The sequence below is a fragment of the Bacteroidia bacterium genome, from assembly GCA_023228875.1.
Classification (GTDB): Bacteria; Bacteroidota; Bacteroidia; order NS11-12g; family UBA955; genus JALOAG01.
This window is the reverse complement of record JALOAG010000003.1, coordinates 211,434-230,416: the sequence shown is the minus strand read 5'-3', so window position 1 is coordinate 230,416 and position 18,983 is coordinate 211,434. Positions and strand designations below refer to the sequence as shown.

Sequence of the window (18,983 nt, the reverse complement as noted above, 5' to 3'; positions counted from 1 at the left end):
ACATGGACTTCAATGCGTTGATATACCTAATTGACGACCCGGATAAAACAGTTAGAGAAGAAGTTACAAACAAGATTCTTCAACTGGGAGACACAATATTGCCGTCCTTGAAACAGAGTTTAGAAAATTTACCTTTTGACAGTCCTGAAGGTATTGAGAGGTTAAATAACTTAATTCGTGAAATTGAGCTTTCGAAAGTATCTGACAATATTGTTCAATGGGCTTCCTCTCCTGAGGATTTGCTAAAAGGGATATGGTTGACTAATCTCACTAGTGGTTCTGATATTGACTTTAATGAACTTAATAAAGAAATTGAGCGTATCAAACTTGAGGTATGGCTTGATTTAAGAAATGACTTAACTGCATTAGAGAAGGTGAACATCTTGAATCATGTATTTTTTAAGCGGTTTAATTTCAAAGGAGACAACTCCGACTATCACAATCCTGACAACAGTTTTCTCAACCGAGTTATAAAGAAGAAAAAAGGGAATCCTATCTCTTTGGCTATATTATATTCAATTGTAGCACAGCGACTCTTTATACCAATTTATGGGGTCAATCTTCCTCAACATTTTATTTTAGCTTATTTAGACATACCTGATTTGCCTTCTCCTAACGCAGATTCCAAGGGACTAATGATTGATGCACCACAAGGTTATGATGTACTTTTTTATATCAACCCTTTTAATGAAGGTTCTGTATTTGGAAAGAAACATGTTGAAATATTTCTACAACAAATTAATATTGACAATGTCGCTCCCGAGCAATTTTACCCATGTTCAAATAGAGATATTGTCATTAGAGTATTGCGCAATTTATATAACTCATACGCAATGCGAAATCAAGAATTTCGCGTGAAACAATATGAAAAATTGTTAAACCTGCTTAATGCTTAATAAGCGTTACTTCTAATCAAGAATAATCCTCTACCATTCTACTTTTCTATGTACTTGCAATTGAACAGAAAACAAGTTTGGGCATAAAGAACAATTAAGCTAATTTTGCCGAAATTTTTAAACGGTGCTTTCTTCGTTATCAGATAAGGGATTCAGAAATGCAGTACTAAGTTTGGCGGTCAAAACAATAAAACTACGCTATAAAAATTCCCTATTAGGTGTATTTTGGAGCATGCTCAATCCGCTTATTTTTCTAGTCATAATGTTAATCATTTTTAGAGAAATCGCTTCAATACCTAATTATGCACTCTATGCTCTAAGCGGATTAGTTTTTTGGAATTTTTTATCGGCATCGGTTTTACAAGTTTTAACATCTTTTATTGATAATGCTTCCATACTCAAGTCCATCAACTTACATCCGCTGAGTTTTCCATTATCGGCAGTCTTGGCAGCAATTTTCAACCTCATGCTTTCGCTGATTCCTTTCTCAATCCTGATGTTCTTTCTTGGCTACAAATTAGACATTAGTATTATTGCCTTGATACCTTTATTGCTTATAACCGCAACATTCATTTTAGGCTTAGGCATGTTTTTAGGTACCACCAATGTCTATTTCAGAGATGTACAATTACTCTGGACCAGCATCATGCCTGCTTTCTTCTACTTCACTCCCATTGCATACACAATTGATATTATTCCAACCGAGTCACAGAAATACATCAAAATGAACCCTTTCTATTACTTTATGGAATGTTATCATGACATTTTTTATTATTCCAGATTTCCAGATGCAACGAATCTTCTGATTTGTACTTTCATTGCACTTTGTGTGCTTGTGTTAGGTTTGTATTTCTTCAATAAATATCGCAAGGGCTTTATTTCAAACATATAAAAGATGACACGCGAACCTGTAATAAAGTTAGAGAATGTAGATATATGCTTTTATGTTAGAGATAGCGGACACGTATCATTAAAAGAGTTTATATTTAAACTGGGTAGGACTAATTTATTACAGAAACAATTTGTATTGAAAGATATTACCTTTGAAATATTCAAAGGCGAGAGCATTGGTTTGTTAGGGAAAAATGGTTCTGGCAAGAGCACACTCTTACGTGCTTTATCAGGGATAATTGAACCTGAAAAAGGAAAAATAACCATCAAAGGAAAGGTTGCTCCATTGCTTGGACTTGGCATCGGTTTAGAACAAGAAATGACCGGATTGGAAAACATAAAGCTTAGCTGTGCACTCATGGGGCTTTCTATTGCAGAAACAAAAGAATTGATTCCTCAAATAATTGAATTTTCGGAATTAGGGGACACAATACATTGGGCTGTTAAAAGGTATAGTACGGGCATGATGAGCAGACTCTCATTTAGTATAGCTATAATGAAACAACCGGATATTTTATTAATTGACGAAGTGTTGGCAGTTGGGGATCTAGGATTTCAAGAAAAATGCTTGAAGAAAGTAACAGAATTAAAAGCTGTAGGAACCACAGTGGTTTATGTTTCTCATAGTATGAGTGAGGTTCAGAATATGTGTACAAAAGCTGCTCTCATAAACAATGGACGCTTAGAAATGTTTGGAGATGTTCAGTCCGTAGGTGAAAAGTATTTACAATTATTTAACAACTGAACGTGAACGAAGTTAAAATTACCAACGAACGGATTTCTAAAAACACAAATCCTGCCTTAGCAAAAAATGAAGAGGACTATGAAGTTCTGTTTAATGCAGTGCGTAATTATGAAGAAAGAATCAAGAAGATTGAAGACAGTCCTTATTGGAAGATGTATTTATTCTTCACCAAAACCAAACTAATTCTTACCAGCGACAGTTACTTAAAGGATGAAAAATGGAAATTTTTTCAGAGAGTGCGATTCTTATTCTCAAGACATGGACTCTTCTTAATTGGAAAATTCTTCAGACAACTGTTTACATTACTTTTTGGCAAGGTAAATTCTATTATTGGTTTTGGAAAAGGGTACGAACCTATTAATTATGAAAAATTCAAGCAAAAAAACTTCCCAAGAGAAAGTGATTTTGAATTAATGCAAGATAATATCAAACGTTTTGCAATCAAACCTCATTTCAATTTAATCGTATTTATCAATCGTAACAACTTTAAACAACTCAATCATTTTCTTAAAGCGATTGAAAGTCAAGTTTATACAAAGTTTGACATACAGTTTTTTCTTCAAAATCCTAGTGAAATAATTAGTTACACCATAGAAAAAATAGTATCTACTGATATTCGTTTTTCTCTCGTTGATGAGCAAACAATAGACAAGGTTCCTGAACAAAATCATATAGTTTTTGCTAAATTAGATTGCATTCCTGCACCTCATTATCTGTATCATATTGCCAATGCTATTAACAATAATCCGATAATAGACTTTATTTATTCAGACAATGATTTTTACAATAAAAATTATCCTGATACAACTGAGAATCCTTATTTCAAACCTGACTGGAGCCCTCACACTTTATTAGCAAGAAACTATATTGGGGATATGTTTGTTACAAGTTCGGAGTTACTTCATAAGGCAAACATTCAATATTACAACAATGTGTATAGCCTGATTTTGAATTTGACTCATCATGCTTCGAGCGTGCATCATATTCAAAAAGTACTATATCATAAATACCAACGCAATATTACAAGTGAAGAAATAAAAGAGAACCACCAAGCCTTAAATCACTTCCTTGCAATGTATTATCAGAACAGCTATGCAAAGCTATCCGAAACTGCATTAGGCTGTTTTACCCCTAAATTTAATTTAGCAAATTCCCCAACCGTGAGTATTATTATTCCGGCAAAGAATAAGAGTGCGGTTTTACAAGAGTGTATTGATTCAATATTAGAACAAGTTTCCTATCCTAACTACGAGATCATTGTAGTTGATAATGGAAGCACAGAGAAAACTTTCTTGAGTACCCTCGCACAATACGAGTACAATCATCCTAACAAAATTCGTTCAATTCGTATTGATATCCCGTTCAATTATTCAATCTTGAATAACAGAGCCGCAAAAATCGCAAACGGTGAATATTTACTATTCTTAAATAATGACACCAAAGTCATTTCCCCGAATTTATTAGAAGAGATGATAAAATTTGCTCAGTTAGAGAATGCCGGAGCAGTTGGTGTGAAACTGTTATATCCGAACAACACAATCCAACATGCGGGCATTATTTTATCATTGGATGAAACAGGAGCACATATTTATTCAGGAGCACACAAAGACACATCGGGATATTTTAACAATGCAAATTGTATAACAAATTATGGAGCGGTAACCGGAGCATGTATGATGGTTTCGCGTGAGAAGTTTGAAATGGTTGGCGGTTTTGATGAAAATCTGGCTGTAGATTGTAATGACGTGGACTTATGTTGCAAACTCTATACAGTTGGATATTTTAATATCTATATCCCTCACGTCTCTATGTATCACTACGAGTGTCTTACTCGAGGCAACCCAATGCTACGTCCTCAAGCACGCGCACACCAAAGCAATGAAAAGAATTATTTATTAAACAAATGGGATAAAATGATTAAAAACGACCCCTTTTACAACGATAACCTAACAAGGATTTCTAAGAATTACGAACTTAAAAATGGCTAACAAAACAGAAATCCTATTTAGTTTTATTATCCCTGTTTATAATACCGGTATTTATCTTGAAGAATGTCTTGACTCTGTCATTACACAAGACTTTGATTTAAGTAAAATCGAAATCATTATCGTAGATGATTGTTCAACAGATAAAGCGACTCAACAACAAATAATTGCACTTAAAGAACAAGGCAACTATAAAGGAATCCCTATCAAGGTGGTAATCAATGAAAAAAACAGTTGGTTAGCAGAGACACGCAACATAGGGGTACGACATTCACAAGGTAGGTATATTGTATGTTTGGACAGTGATGACACATTAGAACCTGAATATCTGAAATATTGTTATATCACACACTGCGCACACCCAAATGCATCTTGGGTTTATCCCAGTTTGCGAAAATTTGGATATAGAAACAAAGTGGATATAGCTCCTGATTTTTCAGCCAAAAAATTATTTCTATCAAACTATCAAGTGGTTACCTCTCCAATCAAGCGAGAATTATGGGAAAAGTTAAAGGGTCAAAAAACCAAAGTACTTTCTAAAAATGTTAAACTATTTGAAGACTGGGATTTTTGGCAAAGGGCACTGGGCAAAGGCAAATTTGGAGTACCGGTCAAAAAAGTAATATTTAACTATCGTCAAAATATAAAGTCGCTACTAACCAGAACTGAGGAAGAAGGAAATCTGGGAACACTTTTGGCATATCGCCAAAACTGGCGTAGCATCTTTAATCTCTCTGCTGCACAAGAATCTTTTAAAAAAGATAACAACAAATTTGCAGGACATAGTGGATTTTTCACCAATTTATTGCGCAAGACTATTTACTTTTTTACACATCGCGCTCCCACAACTTTCTCAGTCAAAGACGCTTTTCGATTTGTTTTTGCACCGTCATTACTTATAAAAAAGAGGCTGGAAAGTGAAAAGAAATTTACGAAGACACATAAAATGGCGGGATTCAAGTCAGGGTTCCCAATAGAGTTTGACAAAGATTATCCTGTTTGTACTGCATATAATCAAACTGCGTTATGTACACATTTTTGGTGGCATACCGGAGGTGCTGAAAACATTCTATATGACTATATGCATGAAATCAAGCACTTGAATTACAAGGTTGTTGATGTAGTAATGGATTCAGAGGGCGTAGCAAGAACTTTAAAGGATGTGTTTGAAAAAGTATCTGATTCTCAACTTTCTCTTTCGGACTTTGCACAAGGACCCTATCCAAAATTGCTCGCATTGTGGGAAATCATTAAAATTGAAAAACCACGTCTGATATTAAATATGAGCAATCCCATGCTCTATCTTTTAACTCCTCTGATTAAACAAAAGTTCCCGGAAACTGTTATTTACGACTTATTGCATTGCGAAGAATTTGACAATAATGGTTGGTTTGAAGCAGCTTTACACTATCAAAAACATATTGATAAACGGATTGTAACCAGTAACTTCTGGAAAGATGTTTTAATAAGCAAGTATGGTGAACAAGCACAAAAAATATCTGTCATATACAATATGATTGATTACAACGCATTTTTAAAAGAGCCAAGAAACAGAGACGTTAAACTCAACAAATATCGCATAGACCCGAACAAAAAAATCATTGGATTCTTAGGCAGATTCCATGACCAAAAGCGTCCTGATATTTTTGTTGAATTAGCATATAAAATGCAAAGTAATAATGACTATCATTTTGTTATGGTTGGCGATGGACCTATGTTAGAATCGCTTATGCCCAAAATAAAATCACTTACCAACCTCACCTATACAGGAGCTACTAAAAATCCCGAAAAGTTCTTTACTATGTTTGATGTAGCAGTGTTTCCCAGCAGATTTGAAGGTTATCCGCTTGTTGGAATTGAATGTGCTCAGTTGGAATTACCTATCATTGCTGCGAACATTGTTGGATTTAAGGAGATTATTGAAAACGGGAAAGCAGGTATATTATATGAAGTAAGAAGTGATGAGGAAGATGTAGAAAGTATTAAAAATATCTTATTAAACAATTTTGATGAATTACAACGCTTAGGCAAGAATGGAATTGAATTCGTCAATACTTTTCACAACAAGGAGACAATCATTCAAGATATTCGCAACACCTTTACCCTCTAAATTCTCACTGTGAAATATCTTTTGTTCTATATCTCTTTAGCTTGCAGCATGGGGATAAGTTGCACTCCAAGCAAGCCTAAGAAAAATACACAGCTTGCGATAGCCATTGATGAGTATCAAAAATTCTTAACACAATTCGAAATTGAACTCAAGAAATCCGTTTCCAACAACGCTGAAACAGATGAATGGGAATCTGCATCACAGAGCTTATTTATTAATACCCATAATTACCACAACGAAATCAAGCGACACTGGAAATTATCGAAAGACCCTGAGAAGGAAAATGATTTAGAAAAATGGGTTGCAGCAGAGTTGTTTTCTTACCAATTAGAAATTACAATTCTTGAGCACTGGCAACAATGCGAGAAAAAGGAACTTTCAGAATCGCTTCTGGAATTAAAAGATGCAGACAAATTTTCATCTCAAACAGACACTGATTTGAGTTCACTCACACTGAAAATAGAACAACAAATTACAGAAAGTACAATCTTGTTTGATGCTGCAATCAAAGATGTTAAAATCAGGCAAGACGAATTAAAAAATAATCACCGGCTACTGATAAAAGATTAAGAATCTTTACACATACAGTATAGGTGGAACTTGTGCTTTCTTAAACTCGCTCCTTTGAACAAGTTTCACTATTCTGCTAACTAATTCTTCGCTAAACCCTTGTGCTACAACCTGTTCAACCGACTTTTGATTATCTATTAACTCAACAAGAACTTTATCTAATTCTGCATACTCAGGTAGCGAGTCTGAATCTTTTTGCCCCGGATGCAGTTCTGCACTTGGGGCTTTTTGGATGATATGATTAGGAATAATTTCTTGATCCTTATTCAGGTGTCGCGCAAGTTGATACACTTGAGTTTTATATAAATTACCAATTACAGAGATTGCTCCACATAAGTCACCATAAAGAGTCCCATATCCAACAGCCAATTCACTTTTGTTACTTGTATTTAACAATAATGCGTGTTTCTTATTGCTATATGCCATCAACAAAGTGGCGCGGATTCGAGCTTGAAGATTTTCTTCGGTTAAGTCAAAATTAGTATTGCCATAAACCTCTTTTAAGGTATGGAGATAAAGCTCATAGAGAGGGGCAATTTTGATAATATGAAACGGATTCCCAAGGTTGTTACATAATGCAACAGCATCATCAACAGATCCTTGAGAGGAAAACTCAGAAGGCATTATGAAAGCAGTTACATTTTCTGCTCCAAGTGCGTTAGATGCCAAGGTTTGTACTAATGCAGAATCAATCCCCCCTGAACTTCCTATTACTGCTTTTTGAAACCCTGCCTTTAAAAAGAAATCCTTGATTCCTTGTTCTAAAGCGGAATTCAGTTCTTTCATTTTTAAAAACGTGCTTTAATTAAAACAATATTCCTGCGTGCAGTGCAACAAAAGCATTGTGAACTTTCAATTTCTTCTCTGTCAGTATATCATTTAATCCATTATTAAACCTAACACTGGCTACAAAAGCGGTATTACCTGAAAAACGATATTCCATTCCTGCACCAAGGAAAGTTGCAATTCTATAAAAACGAACATCATCTTTGTAATCATAAAACTCTTGGTTTATATCGTCTCCTTCTTTTGCATTATTGTTAAAATATTCGGTTGTGAGTTTGTCATGTGTTCCCACCCTTTCAGCCCTGAACTTTGCTTTTGTTTTATATAAAATACTGGGAGCCAGCCCAAACTGTGCAAACCAAGTAATATAACCAATCTCATTAATTTTCAACTTAAGTGAAATAGGAACTTCAATATAGGTCAGCCTATAAGTGTGTTCAATATTTTCATACAAAATACTATCTTTCTTATTTGTTAAAACAAAGCTATTATCAAATCTGGTTCTCGTGCCAAGATTGGAAGTGAGTAGTTCAAATGACATAAAATAATTGCTCTTAGATTTCATCAAGTTCCAATCCCCCATTATTCCTATAGAATAACCGAGTCCTAAACCATTAGAATAAAGTGGTTTCACAGCACCACTGCTCCAACAGAAATTTCCCGAACCGGTTAAACCTAATTGGAACATCTTATTATCCCCTTCTGCGGCTTTTGATGAATAAGAAAAACCAAAAAGGATGAAGAGAACTGACAATAATTTGAAATTAAAATTTGCTTTCATAATACAAGATGCGAATTTGATGTTTATTTTGCGCAAAAATCAGAAAAAAAATTCAATGCTGCATACTCGATTAAAAAACTTATTTATAGTGCTATTCTCTTTGATAATTGTAGGTTGCAACGACAATCCTCTTGATGTGGACACAAGCAAAATAGACATTAAAATTCAAATCAAGCGATTTGAGCAAGATTTCTACAAACTAAAAGGCTCACTTCAGTCTGATGCGGCTTTTGAACAAGGATTATCAGAACTCAAAAACAAATATGGGCAGTTTTATTATGACTGGATAGAAGCTCCCGGCATGATGGGCATTGGAAACGCTGATGCTCCCGAAACAAAACAAGTGCTCAAAAAAATACTTGCAAGTCAAACATTAGACAGATTAATGTCTATTATGAATGCTCATTTCAAAGATTTTTCATCTCAAGAAAAGGAATTGACAAATGCTTTCAAACATTTTAAATACTACTTCCCAAACGACAGCATACCGGATATTGTTACCTTCTTTTCTAATTTCAGCATGACACTTAACCCAATCGGGCAAGGCTATGTTGGGATTTCTTTAGACATGCACTTAGGCGACACTTTTTATATGTATAAGAGTTTGCAACCTCCTATCGAAAATTATTTTCACAAACTGCTCGTCCCCGATAACATCTCAGCTTTAACACTGGTGGCATTAGGAAATGACATGTTTTATACTACAAATCGCGAGAACAGTTTTGCAGACAACATGTTTTACTGGGGCAGACTGCTGTATTTCACTGAAGCGATGATGCCGAATTTACCCAAACACCTGATTATAGGCTACACTCCAGAAGAATATAAGTTTTGCAAAGAAGAAGAAAAGAACATTTGGGAATATATCATCAAGGAGGATATTCTATATTCAACCGAAAAGCGAACGTATATGAGATATTTTACAGAAGGACCATTTACAACCGCTCCAGGAGTACCTCCCAACACCCCTCCTATGTTAGGAAAGTTTGTAGGCTGGCAAGCTGTACATGCTTTTATGAAAAAAAATCCTTCAATCACATTAAAGGAATTAATGAACATGAGTGACGCAGAAACATTTTTGCGGAAAGTCAAATATAAGCCGTAAGCCGATTCTATATTTGCACAACAAATGAAAGTTACTTTTTTGGGAACCGGAACCTCACAAGGTGTACCTGTAATTGCCTGCCCTTGCGAAATTTGTCAATCGTCCAACCCCAAAGACAAACGTTTAAGAACATCTATTAAAATTGAAATAAATAACAAGGTACTTGTCATTGACTCAGGTCCTGACTTTAGGCAGCAAATGTTACGGAGCAATACCAAGCAATTAGATGCGCTCATCTTTACACATGAACATAAAGACCACATTGCAGGCATGGATGACATTCGTGCTTTCAATTATTTTTCAAAAAAGGCAATAAATATTTATGCCACAACAAATGTCCAAGATGCACTAAAACGTGAGTTTCATTATGTTTTTTCTGATGAAAAATATCCAGGCATTCCTGAAGTCAAATTACACACTATTAATACTGAGCACCCATTTTTGATAGAAGACATTCAAGTTTCACCCATCAAAGTCTTGCATTACTATTTACCGGTTTTGGGGTTTCGGATTCAAGATTTCGTTTATATTACAGATGCAAACCACATTGAACCTAAGGAACTTGACAAGATAAGAGGTGCAAAAGTCTTAGTATTAAATGCGCTTAGACGACAGAAACACATTTCACACTTCACATTAGATGAAGCGATTGCGATTGTGCAAGAGGTAAAAGCAGAGAGAACTTTTTTAACACATATAAGCCATCAACTTGGCTTGCATAACGAAGTCGAAAAAGAGCTTCCACAGGGTATCCACCTTGGTTTTGACGGCTTGGAACTTACTATTTAGCTACTCCTATCCTGAAACATCTATCCGAGTTACTTTCATGTACTGATGTTTTGTGGTTATGTTGTTAATTAACTCATCTAAGTGTTTCGTGTCTGTGATAAACAATAGAATCTTGCCTTCAAAAGTACCGGCATTTGATTTCACAGTAATTGATTTGATATTTACCTTCATGGATTTTGAGATAATATCAGTTAAACTACTCAAAACCCCAACATCGTCAATTCCTTCAATTTTGATTCCGACTAAGAACTGCTTGGCACTGTTGCTATATTGCTCTTGCCATTCAGCTTTAATCACTCGATAGCCATAATTTGACATCAAGGAGATACCATTCGGGCAGTTAGTTCGATGAATTTTCACCCCTTCACCTACTGTAACAAACCCAAATATATCATCACCCGGTATAGGATTACAACAGGGAGCTAATTTGTAAGACAATTCCGGAGTATCGCCTACAATAATACTCGAGCCTTTATCAGGAAACTTAATGACCGGAGCCGGTTTGATTTCAATTGTCTTCTGTTTTTTTGTTTTTGCAAATACTTTTTTAATATCAACATTTTCTATTGGGAACAACCCCTTACCAATAGAAGCAAACAAATCAGTAGCTGAGCGTTCTTTATAAAATTCAACAACCCTGTTTATATGTTCATCCGAAAAAACAATTTTTGTAGTTTTGAACTTTCTTTTGAGTATTTCTTTTCCTTTTTCCGCATCCTTGCGCTTTTCCTCATTAAAGTAATCTTTAAGCTTGTTTTTAGCTTTACCCGAAACAACATATCCAAACCACTCCTCTTTAGGCGATTGCTTATCAGAGGTTAATATTTCCACCTGATCACCATTTGACAACTTGGTTTTGAGTTGCACCAACTTATTGTTAACCTTAGCACCAATACATTTTATACCAATTTCCGTATGGATTTCAAATGCAAAATCAAGTGCGGTAGAATTAGCAGGCAGACTTTTGAGTTCTCCTTTTGGGGTAAAAACAAAAATCTCATCTTCCATCAATTGACTTTTGAATTGATCAAGGAAATCCATTGCATTGGGGCCAGGATTCTCCAACACATCTTTCACCCTTAACAACCAGTCATCCAAACCACGTCCGGCTTCCTTTTCTGCCCCGTGATTCTTATACTTCCAATGTGCGGCATAACCTTGTTCAGCCACTTCGTCCATTCGTTTAGTTCGAATTTGCACTTCTACCCACATCCCTCCGGGTCCCATCACTGTTGTATGCAACGATTCATATCCGTTGCTTTTGGGTTGCGATATCCAATCTCGCAATCTTGAAGGATTGGGGTAATAAATATCTGTTATTAACGAATACACCTTCCAGCAATCCGCCTTTTCGTTTTCCATTTTTGAATCAATGATGATTCTGATTGCAAATAAGTCATACACTTCTTCAAATGGCACTTGTTGTTTTTCCATTTTTTGAAGAATACTGTAAATTGACTTTACCCTACCTTTTAATTCATATTGAATTTTTTGACTATCCAAAGCTGTTTTAATGGGTTCAGCAAAGCGTCTCATATAGCGATCACGAGAGGCTTTAGTTTCCTTCAACTTATTGCTTATATCATTGTACTTTTTTCTTTCAGTATATTTAATCGCTAAGTCTTCCAATTCAGTTTTGATGGCATACAAACCCAATCGATGCGCTAAGGGAGCATAAAAAAACAACGTTTCGGAAGCAATCTTGAGCTGATTTTTTCGCGACATTGAATCCAATGTGCGCATATTGTGTAATCGGTCGCATAGTTTAATCAATATCACTCTAACATCTTTTGACAATGTAAGCAGCATTTTGCGAAAATTCTCTGCCTGCATTGAATCAGTGTAGTCAAACACCCCTGAAATCTTGGTTAATCCATCTACAATCTGAGCAACCTTGGTTCCAAATTTTCGTTTGATATAATCCAGTGTATAATCACTGTCTTCTACCACATCATGGATTAAAGCACAGGCTATTGAGGTTGCGCCCAACCCTATTTCGCGTGCAGCAATTCTGGCAACTTCGATAGGATGAAAAATGTATGGAGCACCGGACTTCCTTCTGACTCCTTTATGTGCATCCAAGGCGAGATCAAAAGCATCACGAATTAGTTTTTTATCTTCTTTAGACAAAGGAAATCTTACCGAACGCAAGAGCCGCCTGTAACGATTAATAATTTCTTTGTTTTCAAGCTCTTCTTTTGTGTGTTTTTCAAGCTCCGACTCACTCACTTCTGTAACCATAGATTTTATTAGTGTTTCTGTTATGCAAAACTAAGATATTCAACAAGTCTTTAGAATTAAAAATGTACGCATAGTGTGAAAAAATGAGGAATTTACTTAGCATAGAATTTTTAAAAATGAATTTCATTGGCAACAAAAAAGATTTATATTTGCACCCCTCAAAAAGAAGTGTTCTTTATTTTATCGAATGCGGATGTGGCGAAATTGGTAGACGCACTAGACTTAGGATCTAGCGGGGCAACCCGTGGGGGTTCGACTCCCTTCATCCGCACTCTTTTTTGAGAAAATTTCAATTCAATTTATATTATTAATCCGTGGATATTCAATTTAATAAAAATGCTGACCTGTCTGCAACACTGACAGTTACTTTTACACCCGATGACTATCAACCAAATGTTGAGAATCAACTAAAGAAACAACAAAAGAAAGTTGCTATCAAAGGTTTCAGAACCGGTAAAGCACCTATGGGTATGGTGAAGAAAATGTATGGTGAATCTATACTTATCAATGAAATCAATGAACTCACCAACAAATCTGTAAATGACTACCTAAAGGATAATAACATTGAAATTTTGGCACGTCCAATTGAATCAAAAGACCAACAGCCTCTTGACTTTGCTAACCCAAAGGATTTTACGCTTTCTTTTGACATAGGACTTGCTCCCGAAGTTTCATTAAACATCTCAGATAAAGACACGGTTAAAAGATATAAAATACAATTACCGGCAAATGAAATAGAAGAAGAAATCAAGTTCCTTACAGAAAGATTTGGCGACATGAAAGAAAAGGATATTGTGGAAGCAGACGACTTAATTTACGCTGCTATCAACGAGCTTGACAATGACGGCAAACATCTGGAAGGCGGCATTCATCATAAACACATCTCTTTTTCTTTAAAAAACATTGAGGATGAGGAAATTAAAAACTTGTTGATTGGCAAGAAGAAAGATGATGTATTCCAGATTGATGTATTTAAGATATACAAGAATGATCATGCAATGATTGCAAGGACTTTGGAAGTAGGTGAAGAAGTGGTGAACGACTTAAACCCTGTGTTTGAGTTAGAAATTCATGAAGTAAAATCACACGTCCCTTCCGAAATCAACCAAAGCCTTTTTGACAAAGTATTTCCAAACAGCGGCATCACAGATGAAACAGCCTTTAGAGCCAAATTGTCTGAAAACATGAGCGAATATTATGCAGAAGAAGCTGAACAATTATTTGAACATTATCTTGACAAGAAATTGGACGAAAACCATCCTTTGTCATTGCCCGACAATTTCCTGAAAAGATGGCTCATTGAGAGCAAAGATGGTGAATACAATGAAAGCAATATTGAAGATCGTTATGCACAAGAGGCATTTGCATTAAGAAGAATGTTGATTCGCGAAAAGATTGCTGCAGAGAACAAAATTGAAATTGCTCCTGAAGAATTAGAAGATACTGCAATTGCTTATAGCATTGGACTTTTTAGACAATATGGCATTCCTAATGCTACTCCTGACATGGTTAAAGATTACGCCCTTAAACAGCTTAAAGAATATGCATTTGTTCAAAAAATGCATGACATAGCATTGAGAAGGAAGGTAACAAACAAACTAAAAGAGATTGTTACAATTCAAGAAGAAGAAATAAGCAAAGAAGATTTTTACAAAAAAGTTAACGAGCAAAGAAATACCGGTGCAGCAGCAACTGCATAACTGATTTATTCAATAAATCTTAGTACGTTATACTTCTTATAATCCAAGCTATTGAAGTACCCAATGATAGCAGGATCTATTGCAACTTTATTTACACGATAAGTGTACCTGCTTGAGAATATTCCAAGACCATTTTGCACGTTGCTAAAATCTATTTGCTTTTGAACAATACCAATAGATGGTGTAGAAGCAGCGACAAAATCAGCCAAATCTTGTGAAGCACTAATCAGGACAAAATCAGTACGTACAATTCTTCTCTGAACATACTTATCTGTATTAAAAACACCATTATCCATATTCCCCAAAAAGAAATCATAGAAACCAATTCCGGGTACTGAAGTAGCGCGATTACCGGGCATATAGGGAGCTCCTCCCTCATTGACTAAGTTTGTTACAAAATGCCATTGAATTTTCTTAAATGTTGTTTGTGTAGTATCGGATTCGGGAAACTCTGCCACAGTAAATTCAAAATATGCATCTTGAGACTTCGCATTCAGTCCATTGACAAATCTAAGATTGACATTGAGTTTTGGTGAAACAGAGAAAAAGGGATTATTGATTGATACAGGGAAATTCACTATTGGCGCACGAACAATTTGTGTTCTTCCTGTTGCAGTATAACCGGTTTTATTGTTTTTAATTAATAACCTATACGTGTATTTTGCATCTAAAAGTACATTCGATGCATATAAATAGTTGGTACTATTTTGAAAGAAACCCGAATCCTTCGGAATACTGTCAATCCGTTGAAACTCTATTTCTTTACCTGTTTGTTCTTCTATTAACTTTACGGATGCATCCTCAAAATAAAGAGAGTCCTTGAGTTGGGCAATCTCATGTGCTGTTGAATTTGGATTCAGAAAGGTCCGCTGAATCTTCAGATACTGTGTTTCTTGGCTTAAATCAAGTAATCCATACACAATAGCTTGTTCTTTATATTCTGTAAAAACTTCAATATCATTTTTGCAAGATTGTTGAATAACAAGGGGAATCAATACTAAACAAACGATAAGCCACCTCTCTATATACCTTGATATTATGTTTAAACTCAATCCCATTGATTTTAGTACTTTTGCCATACGCTAAAACGAAGCGCAAATATGAAACTTTTCAAATTCATTTTACTTGCTTTTATACCAACGAGCCTATTTAGTCAAGAAGTAGCAAAGGATTTTAACAAAATCTTGTTTAAAGACGATTTTACCTCCACTAAAAATGAGATTTGGACTCAAACATTCAACATAGATAATCTTTTTATTAAACAAGCAAACAGCTTTGATCTAATACGCAAAAATCCTCAACTTGGATATTTTGTCATTCCAAATCTAAATGAAAAGCACCAATCGTATGAGGTCAGAGTTGGGTTTACGCTTATTAAATACAATGGAAAAAAATCCGCTGCGGGTATCATTGTGATGGCAGACAAAGAGAAATCATCGGGCATACTGATTGAGGTAAATCAAAAAAGACAATACAGAATTAGCAGAGTGTATCCTGATAGATTAGCACCCATATCAAAAGGTAAGGATGGATGGGTAAATAATTCATTTGCAATCACAAAAGATTACAATGAAATCACGGTAAAGACAAGCAACAAGGTATATGACCTCTATATTAACCAAAAATACATAACTACATTTTCTGAAATAGAACTCTCCAAAGGCTCATTTGGTCTTTATATTGGACCTTCTTCCAGAGCATCTTTTGGTTTTGTACAATTATCCGGTGAAGAAAGTATTAAACAGAATCCTATCGTAGATCCCAACGCGAGTCCGGAAGACTTGGCTTTATCTCAAATCATTATTCAACTACGCAAAGATTTAGAAAAGAAAGATGCTGAAATTGAGGAACTCAAAACAAGATTAAAGAACTGCAATACTACTCCTTCTGTGAATACTAATCAGAACTACGGGATGGACACCGCGCTGGTTAACAGAAACAGAGAACTTGGGTCTAAGGTAAGAGAACTGAGTAATGAAAACGATGCATTAAAAGCAGAATTACTTAAATCAAAAGCAGAATTAGTGCGCCTTCAAAAGTTTAAGGATGAAGTGCAATCACAACAAAGCGGAGACATTGTTATCAATCTTACCAATCTTGTAACTACACAAAAAGACAAGGTTACCGAATTAGAAAACAAAATCACTCAATTAGAAGAAGAAAACAGACAATTAAAATCGGACAACACCTCTATTTCAAATCAAATCATCAAACGCGATGCGCGAATAAATCAACTTGAAGAAAAGAACAATGAATTAGACTCACTTGTACGTATGTATAAGGATATTCTTTTGCGGTTCAAAATCGACCCCAACAACCCTGTTGCTCCTGTTGTAGAGAACATAGAAACAACCACCAACCAACCCGACAACAAACAGAATCAAATGATTGATCAAGAATACATTAATAAATTAATCGAAAAAGAAAGAGAAGAGAAAAAGAAAAAGGAAGAAGAAGAAAGAAAGCATAAAGGCGAATAATGAAAAATCTCTTTAGTGTAGGCAACACCAAATTTTGGTCAAAAACAGTAACAGAAAACGACATTGCGTCATTCACAGACGACAAGGTGCACCCTGTATATAGCACGTTTGCGTTGGGAAGGGATGCAGAATGGGCTTGTCGTCAATTTGTATTAGAAATGAAAGAAGCGCACGAAGAAGGAATTGGCACATTTCTAACAATTCAACATTTATCACCTGCACTGGTGGGGCAAAAGGTTGAGTTTGAAGTTACAATTTGCGAATTGAAAGGGAACGCTATTCATTGCAACTTTACTGCTCGTGTTGGTAATCGGGTAATAGCAACCGGGACACAAGGTCAAAAGATTTTGACTAAAGAAAAAATCAACTCAATCTTTCAATCTTTGCAATAGTATCAATCATGGCAAATTTGAATATACTAAACAAAAAAGCAGGGTTCAATTATGCTTTAGAGCAACGGTTTACCGCAGGTTTGTCTTTGACAGGAACCGAAGTTAAATCAATCAAACAAAACAACGCCTCAATTTCTGAGGCTTACTGTGTATTTGAAGACACTGAACTGTTCATAAAGAACATGCACATTTCCGAATGGAAATTTGGCAGCTATTTAAATCACGATCCTTTGCGTTCGCGCAAGTTATTGCTTACAAAAAAAGAACTTAGAAAACTCAAAAAAGGTATAGAAACAGAAGGATATACGATTATCCCTGTGCGCATCTTTTTGAGTGAACGTGGTTTTATTAAAATCGAAATTGCACTTGCCAAAGGGAAAAAGCTCTTTGACAAACGCGAAGACATTAAAAAGAAAGATATAGAAAGAGAGCACAACCGCAAATTCTAACAAATCCATAACTTTGCTCAATGCCATTTAGGAGTATCATCATATTGACTTTTGTTTTCAATTGGCTCTGTGGCACAACGCAGGCTCAAATCGTCAACAAGCAATATCTTGCTGTTCAAGGCGGGGCAATTGATTTCTCTTCAAAATGGCTTAACAACCCTACACCACACAACAAAAGAATGTCCGCCTTTAGTCAAATTGAGTATGGATATCCGATTTCTAAATACTTAACTCCATATACACAAATCGCTTTAGGGCATATTAAAAACATGGGACCTGATTTTCAAGCCGAGTTTGGCTCTGACTTTGAGCGTATCGGTTTCGGCATGATCTTAAATCCCAATAACGGGAAATTCTTTTTGAGTGAAAAACCTAAGATGGTAGAACCTTATGGCTTAATTGGGTACAATATTGACATTATCAATCAAAACCATAGAGCAGGATTTAACAGCATGATAAGCAGTGTATGTTTTGGTGTAGGATGTTGGATTCCAATTGCCGACAAATTAAATATCGGATATCGCTATACTTGGAATCAAAAACTCGGGCAAGATTATAGAACATTTAACCAACATACATTAGGCTTCCTTATTCAACTTGAGGACTAAGCCTATTCAACAAATATAAACTAGTTACTTTTGAATATCAATAAGGTACTGCAATGCTAACTCATAGCCTTTCATTCCTAACCCTGTAATAGTACCTACGCAATATTTCGCCAGCAAATCAATATGTCTTTCGCGTTCGCGTGCATAAACATTACTGATATGCACCCCAACATAGGGAACATTCACTGCAGCAACCGCATCAGCTATCGCAACAGAAGTATGAGAAAATCCTCCTGCATTAAAAATAACACCTTGGTATTGTGATTCGCTTTTTTGAACAAAATCAATCAGATCTCCCTCGTGATTACTCTGAAAATAGTCAATCTGCACACCTGCAAAACGATTGCGCATTTCAATTAAAAAGTCTTCAAAACGCTCAAATCCATAGATTTCAGGTTGCCGCTTTCCAAGCAAATTGAGATTAGGTCCGTGTAAGACAAGGAATTTCATTGATA

18 protein-coding genes and 1 tRNA gene are annotated in these 18,983 nt (G+C 35.5%); 14 read left to right on the top strand and 5 right to left on the bottom strand.

Annotation, left to right across the window (positions count from 1 at the left end):
- Window positions 1-2: 2 nt before the first annotated feature.
- From M0R38_05390 to M0R38_05365, 6 genes are all read left to right on the top strand, one after another.
- Window positions 3-896, top strand: a complete 894-nt coding sequence (locus M0R38_05390) for a transglutaminase-like domain-containing protein (GenBank protein MCK9481179.1) — start codon at window positions 3-5, stop codon at window positions 894-896.
- 124 nt (window positions 897-1,020) lie between these two features.
- Window positions 1,021-1,788, top strand: a complete 768-nt coding sequence (locus M0R38_05385) for an ABC transporter permease (protein MCK9481178.1) — start codon at window positions 1,021-1,023, stop codon at window positions 1,786-1,788.
- Between the two features lie 3 nt (window positions 1,789-1,791).
- The gene (locus M0R38_05380) at window positions 1,792-2,532 is read left to right on the top strand and encodes an ABC transporter ATP-binding protein (GenBank protein ID MCK9481177.1); all 741 of its coding nucleotides are present in this window, start codon (window positions 1,792-1,794) and stop codon (window positions 2,530-2,532) included.
- A gap of 2 nt (window positions 2,533-2,534) precedes the next feature.
- The gene (locus M0R38_05375) at window positions 2,535-4,520 is read left to right on the top strand and encodes a glycosyltransferase family 2 protein (GenBank protein ID MCK9481176.1); all 1,986 of its coding nucleotides are present in this window, start codon (window positions 2,535-2,537) and stop codon (window positions 4,518-4,520) included.
- A complete protein-coding gene (locus M0R38_05370) occupies window positions 4,513-6,627 on the top strand; it encodes a glycosyltransferase (GenBank protein MCK9481175.1) in 2,115 nt (704 codons plus the stop codon). The genes M0R38_05375 and M0R38_05370 overlap by 8 nt, the downstream gene beginning before the upstream one ends.
- 48 nt (window positions 6,628-6,675) lie before the next feature.
- Entirely contained in the window at window positions 6,676-7,197 is a 522-nt protein-coding gene (locus tag M0R38_05365) for a hypothetical protein (protein MCK9481174.1), read from the top strand.
- Window positions 7,198-7,203: 6 nt separating this feature from the next.
- Here M0R38_05365 and nadE read toward each other — a convergent pair whose 3' ends face one another.
- Window positions 7,204-7,983 carry an NAD(+) synthase gene (gene nadE / locus M0R38_05360; protein MCK9481173.1) on the bottom strand — a complete coding sequence of 260 codons (780 nt, stop codon included), beginning with the start codon at window positions 7,981-7,983 and terminating at the stop codon, window positions 7,204-7,206.
- A gap of 19 nt (window positions 7,984-8,002) precedes the next feature.
- The gene (locus M0R38_05355) at window positions 8,003-8,764 is read right to left on the bottom strand and encodes a PorT family protein (GenBank protein ID MCK9481172.1); all 762 of its coding nucleotides are present in this window, start codon (window positions 8,762-8,764) and stop codon (window positions 8,003-8,005) included.
- A 55-nt stretch (window positions 8,765-8,819) separates the two neighbouring features.
- Here M0R38_05355 and M0R38_05350 point away from each other — a divergent pair, with 55 nt between their 5' ends.
- Together M0R38_05350 and M0R38_05345 are read left to right on the top strand one after the other, a co-directional pair.
- Window positions 8,820-9,869 (top strand): hypothetical protein, encoded by a 1,050-nt coding sequence (locus tag M0R38_05350; GenBank protein MCK9481171.1) that lies wholly within the window; start codon window positions 8,820-8,822, stop codon window positions 9,867-9,869.
- A 24-nt stretch (window positions 9,870-9,893) separates the two neighbouring features.
- A complete protein-coding gene (locus M0R38_05345; protein MCK9481170.1) occupies window positions 9,894-10,658 on the top strand; it encodes an MBL fold metallo-hydrolase in 765 nt (254 codons plus the stop codon).
- A gap of 6 nt (window positions 10,659-10,664) precedes the next feature.
- Here the strand turns inward: M0R38_05345 and M0R38_05340 are convergent, their stop codons facing one another.
- Complete coding sequence (locus tag M0R38_05340; protein MCK9481169.1) at window positions 10,665-12,899, bottom strand: bifunctional (p)ppGpp synthetase/guanosine-3',5'-bis(diphosphate) 3'-pyrophosphohydrolase; 2,235 nt, start codon at window positions 12,897-12,899, stop codon at window positions 10,665-10,667.
- Between the two features lie 189 nt (window positions 12,900-13,088).
- On the opposite strand from M0R38_05340, the gene M0R38_05335 reads away from it, so the two are divergent.
- Window positions 13,089-13,170 (top strand) — tRNA-Leu (locus M0R38_05335).
- A gap of 43 nt (window positions 13,171-13,213) precedes the next feature.
- Entirely contained in the window at window positions 13,214-14,599 is a 1,386-nt protein-coding gene (gene tig, locus M0R38_05330; protein MCK9481168.1) for a trigger factor, read from the top strand.
- 5 nt (window positions 14,600-14,604) lie between these two features.
- Here the strand turns inward: tig and M0R38_05325 are convergent, their stop codons facing one another.
- Window positions 14,605-15,678, bottom strand: coding sequence for a hypothetical protein (locus M0R38_05325; protein MCK9481167.1), 1,074 nt, complete (start codon window positions 15,676-15,678; stop codon window positions 14,605-14,607).
- A 21-nt stretch (window positions 15,679-15,699) separates the two neighbouring features.
- Here M0R38_05325 and M0R38_05320 point away from each other — a divergent pair, with 21 nt between their 5' ends.
- From M0R38_05320 to M0R38_05305, 4 genes are read left to right on the top strand one after another with little or no spacing between them, the layout of a single operon-like run.
- Window positions 15,700-17,079, top strand: a complete 1,380-nt coding sequence (locus tag M0R38_05320; GenBank protein ID MCK9481166.1) for a hypothetical protein — start codon at window positions 15,700-15,702, stop codon at window positions 17,077-17,079.
- A complete protein-coding gene (locus tag M0R38_05315; protein MCK9481165.1) occupies window positions 17,079-17,471 on the top strand; it encodes a hypothetical protein in 393 nt (130 codons plus the stop codon). Before M0R38_05320 ends, M0R38_05315 begins: the two co-directional genes overlap by 1 nt.
- Before the next feature lie 8 nt (window positions 17,472-17,479).
- On the top strand, window positions 17,480-17,920 hold the full coding sequence (gene smpB / locus M0R38_05310; protein ID MCK9481164.1) for an SsrA-binding protein SmpB: 441 nt from the start codon (window positions 17,480-17,482) through the stop codon (window positions 17,918-17,920).
- Window positions 17,921-17,940: 20 nt separating this feature from the next.
- Window positions 17,941-18,528, top strand: coding sequence for a hypothetical protein (locus M0R38_05305; protein MCK9481163.1), 588 nt, complete (start codon window positions 17,941-17,943; stop codon window positions 18,526-18,528).
- 24 nt (window positions 18,529-18,552) lie between these two features.
- Here M0R38_05305 and aroQ read toward each other — a convergent pair whose 3' ends face one another.
- A complete protein-coding gene (gene aroQ / locus M0R38_05300; protein MCK9481162.1) occupies window positions 18,553-18,978 on the bottom strand; it encodes a type II 3-dehydroquinate dehydratase in 426 nt (141 codons plus the stop codon).
- Window positions 18,979-18,983: the final 5 nt, after the last annotated feature.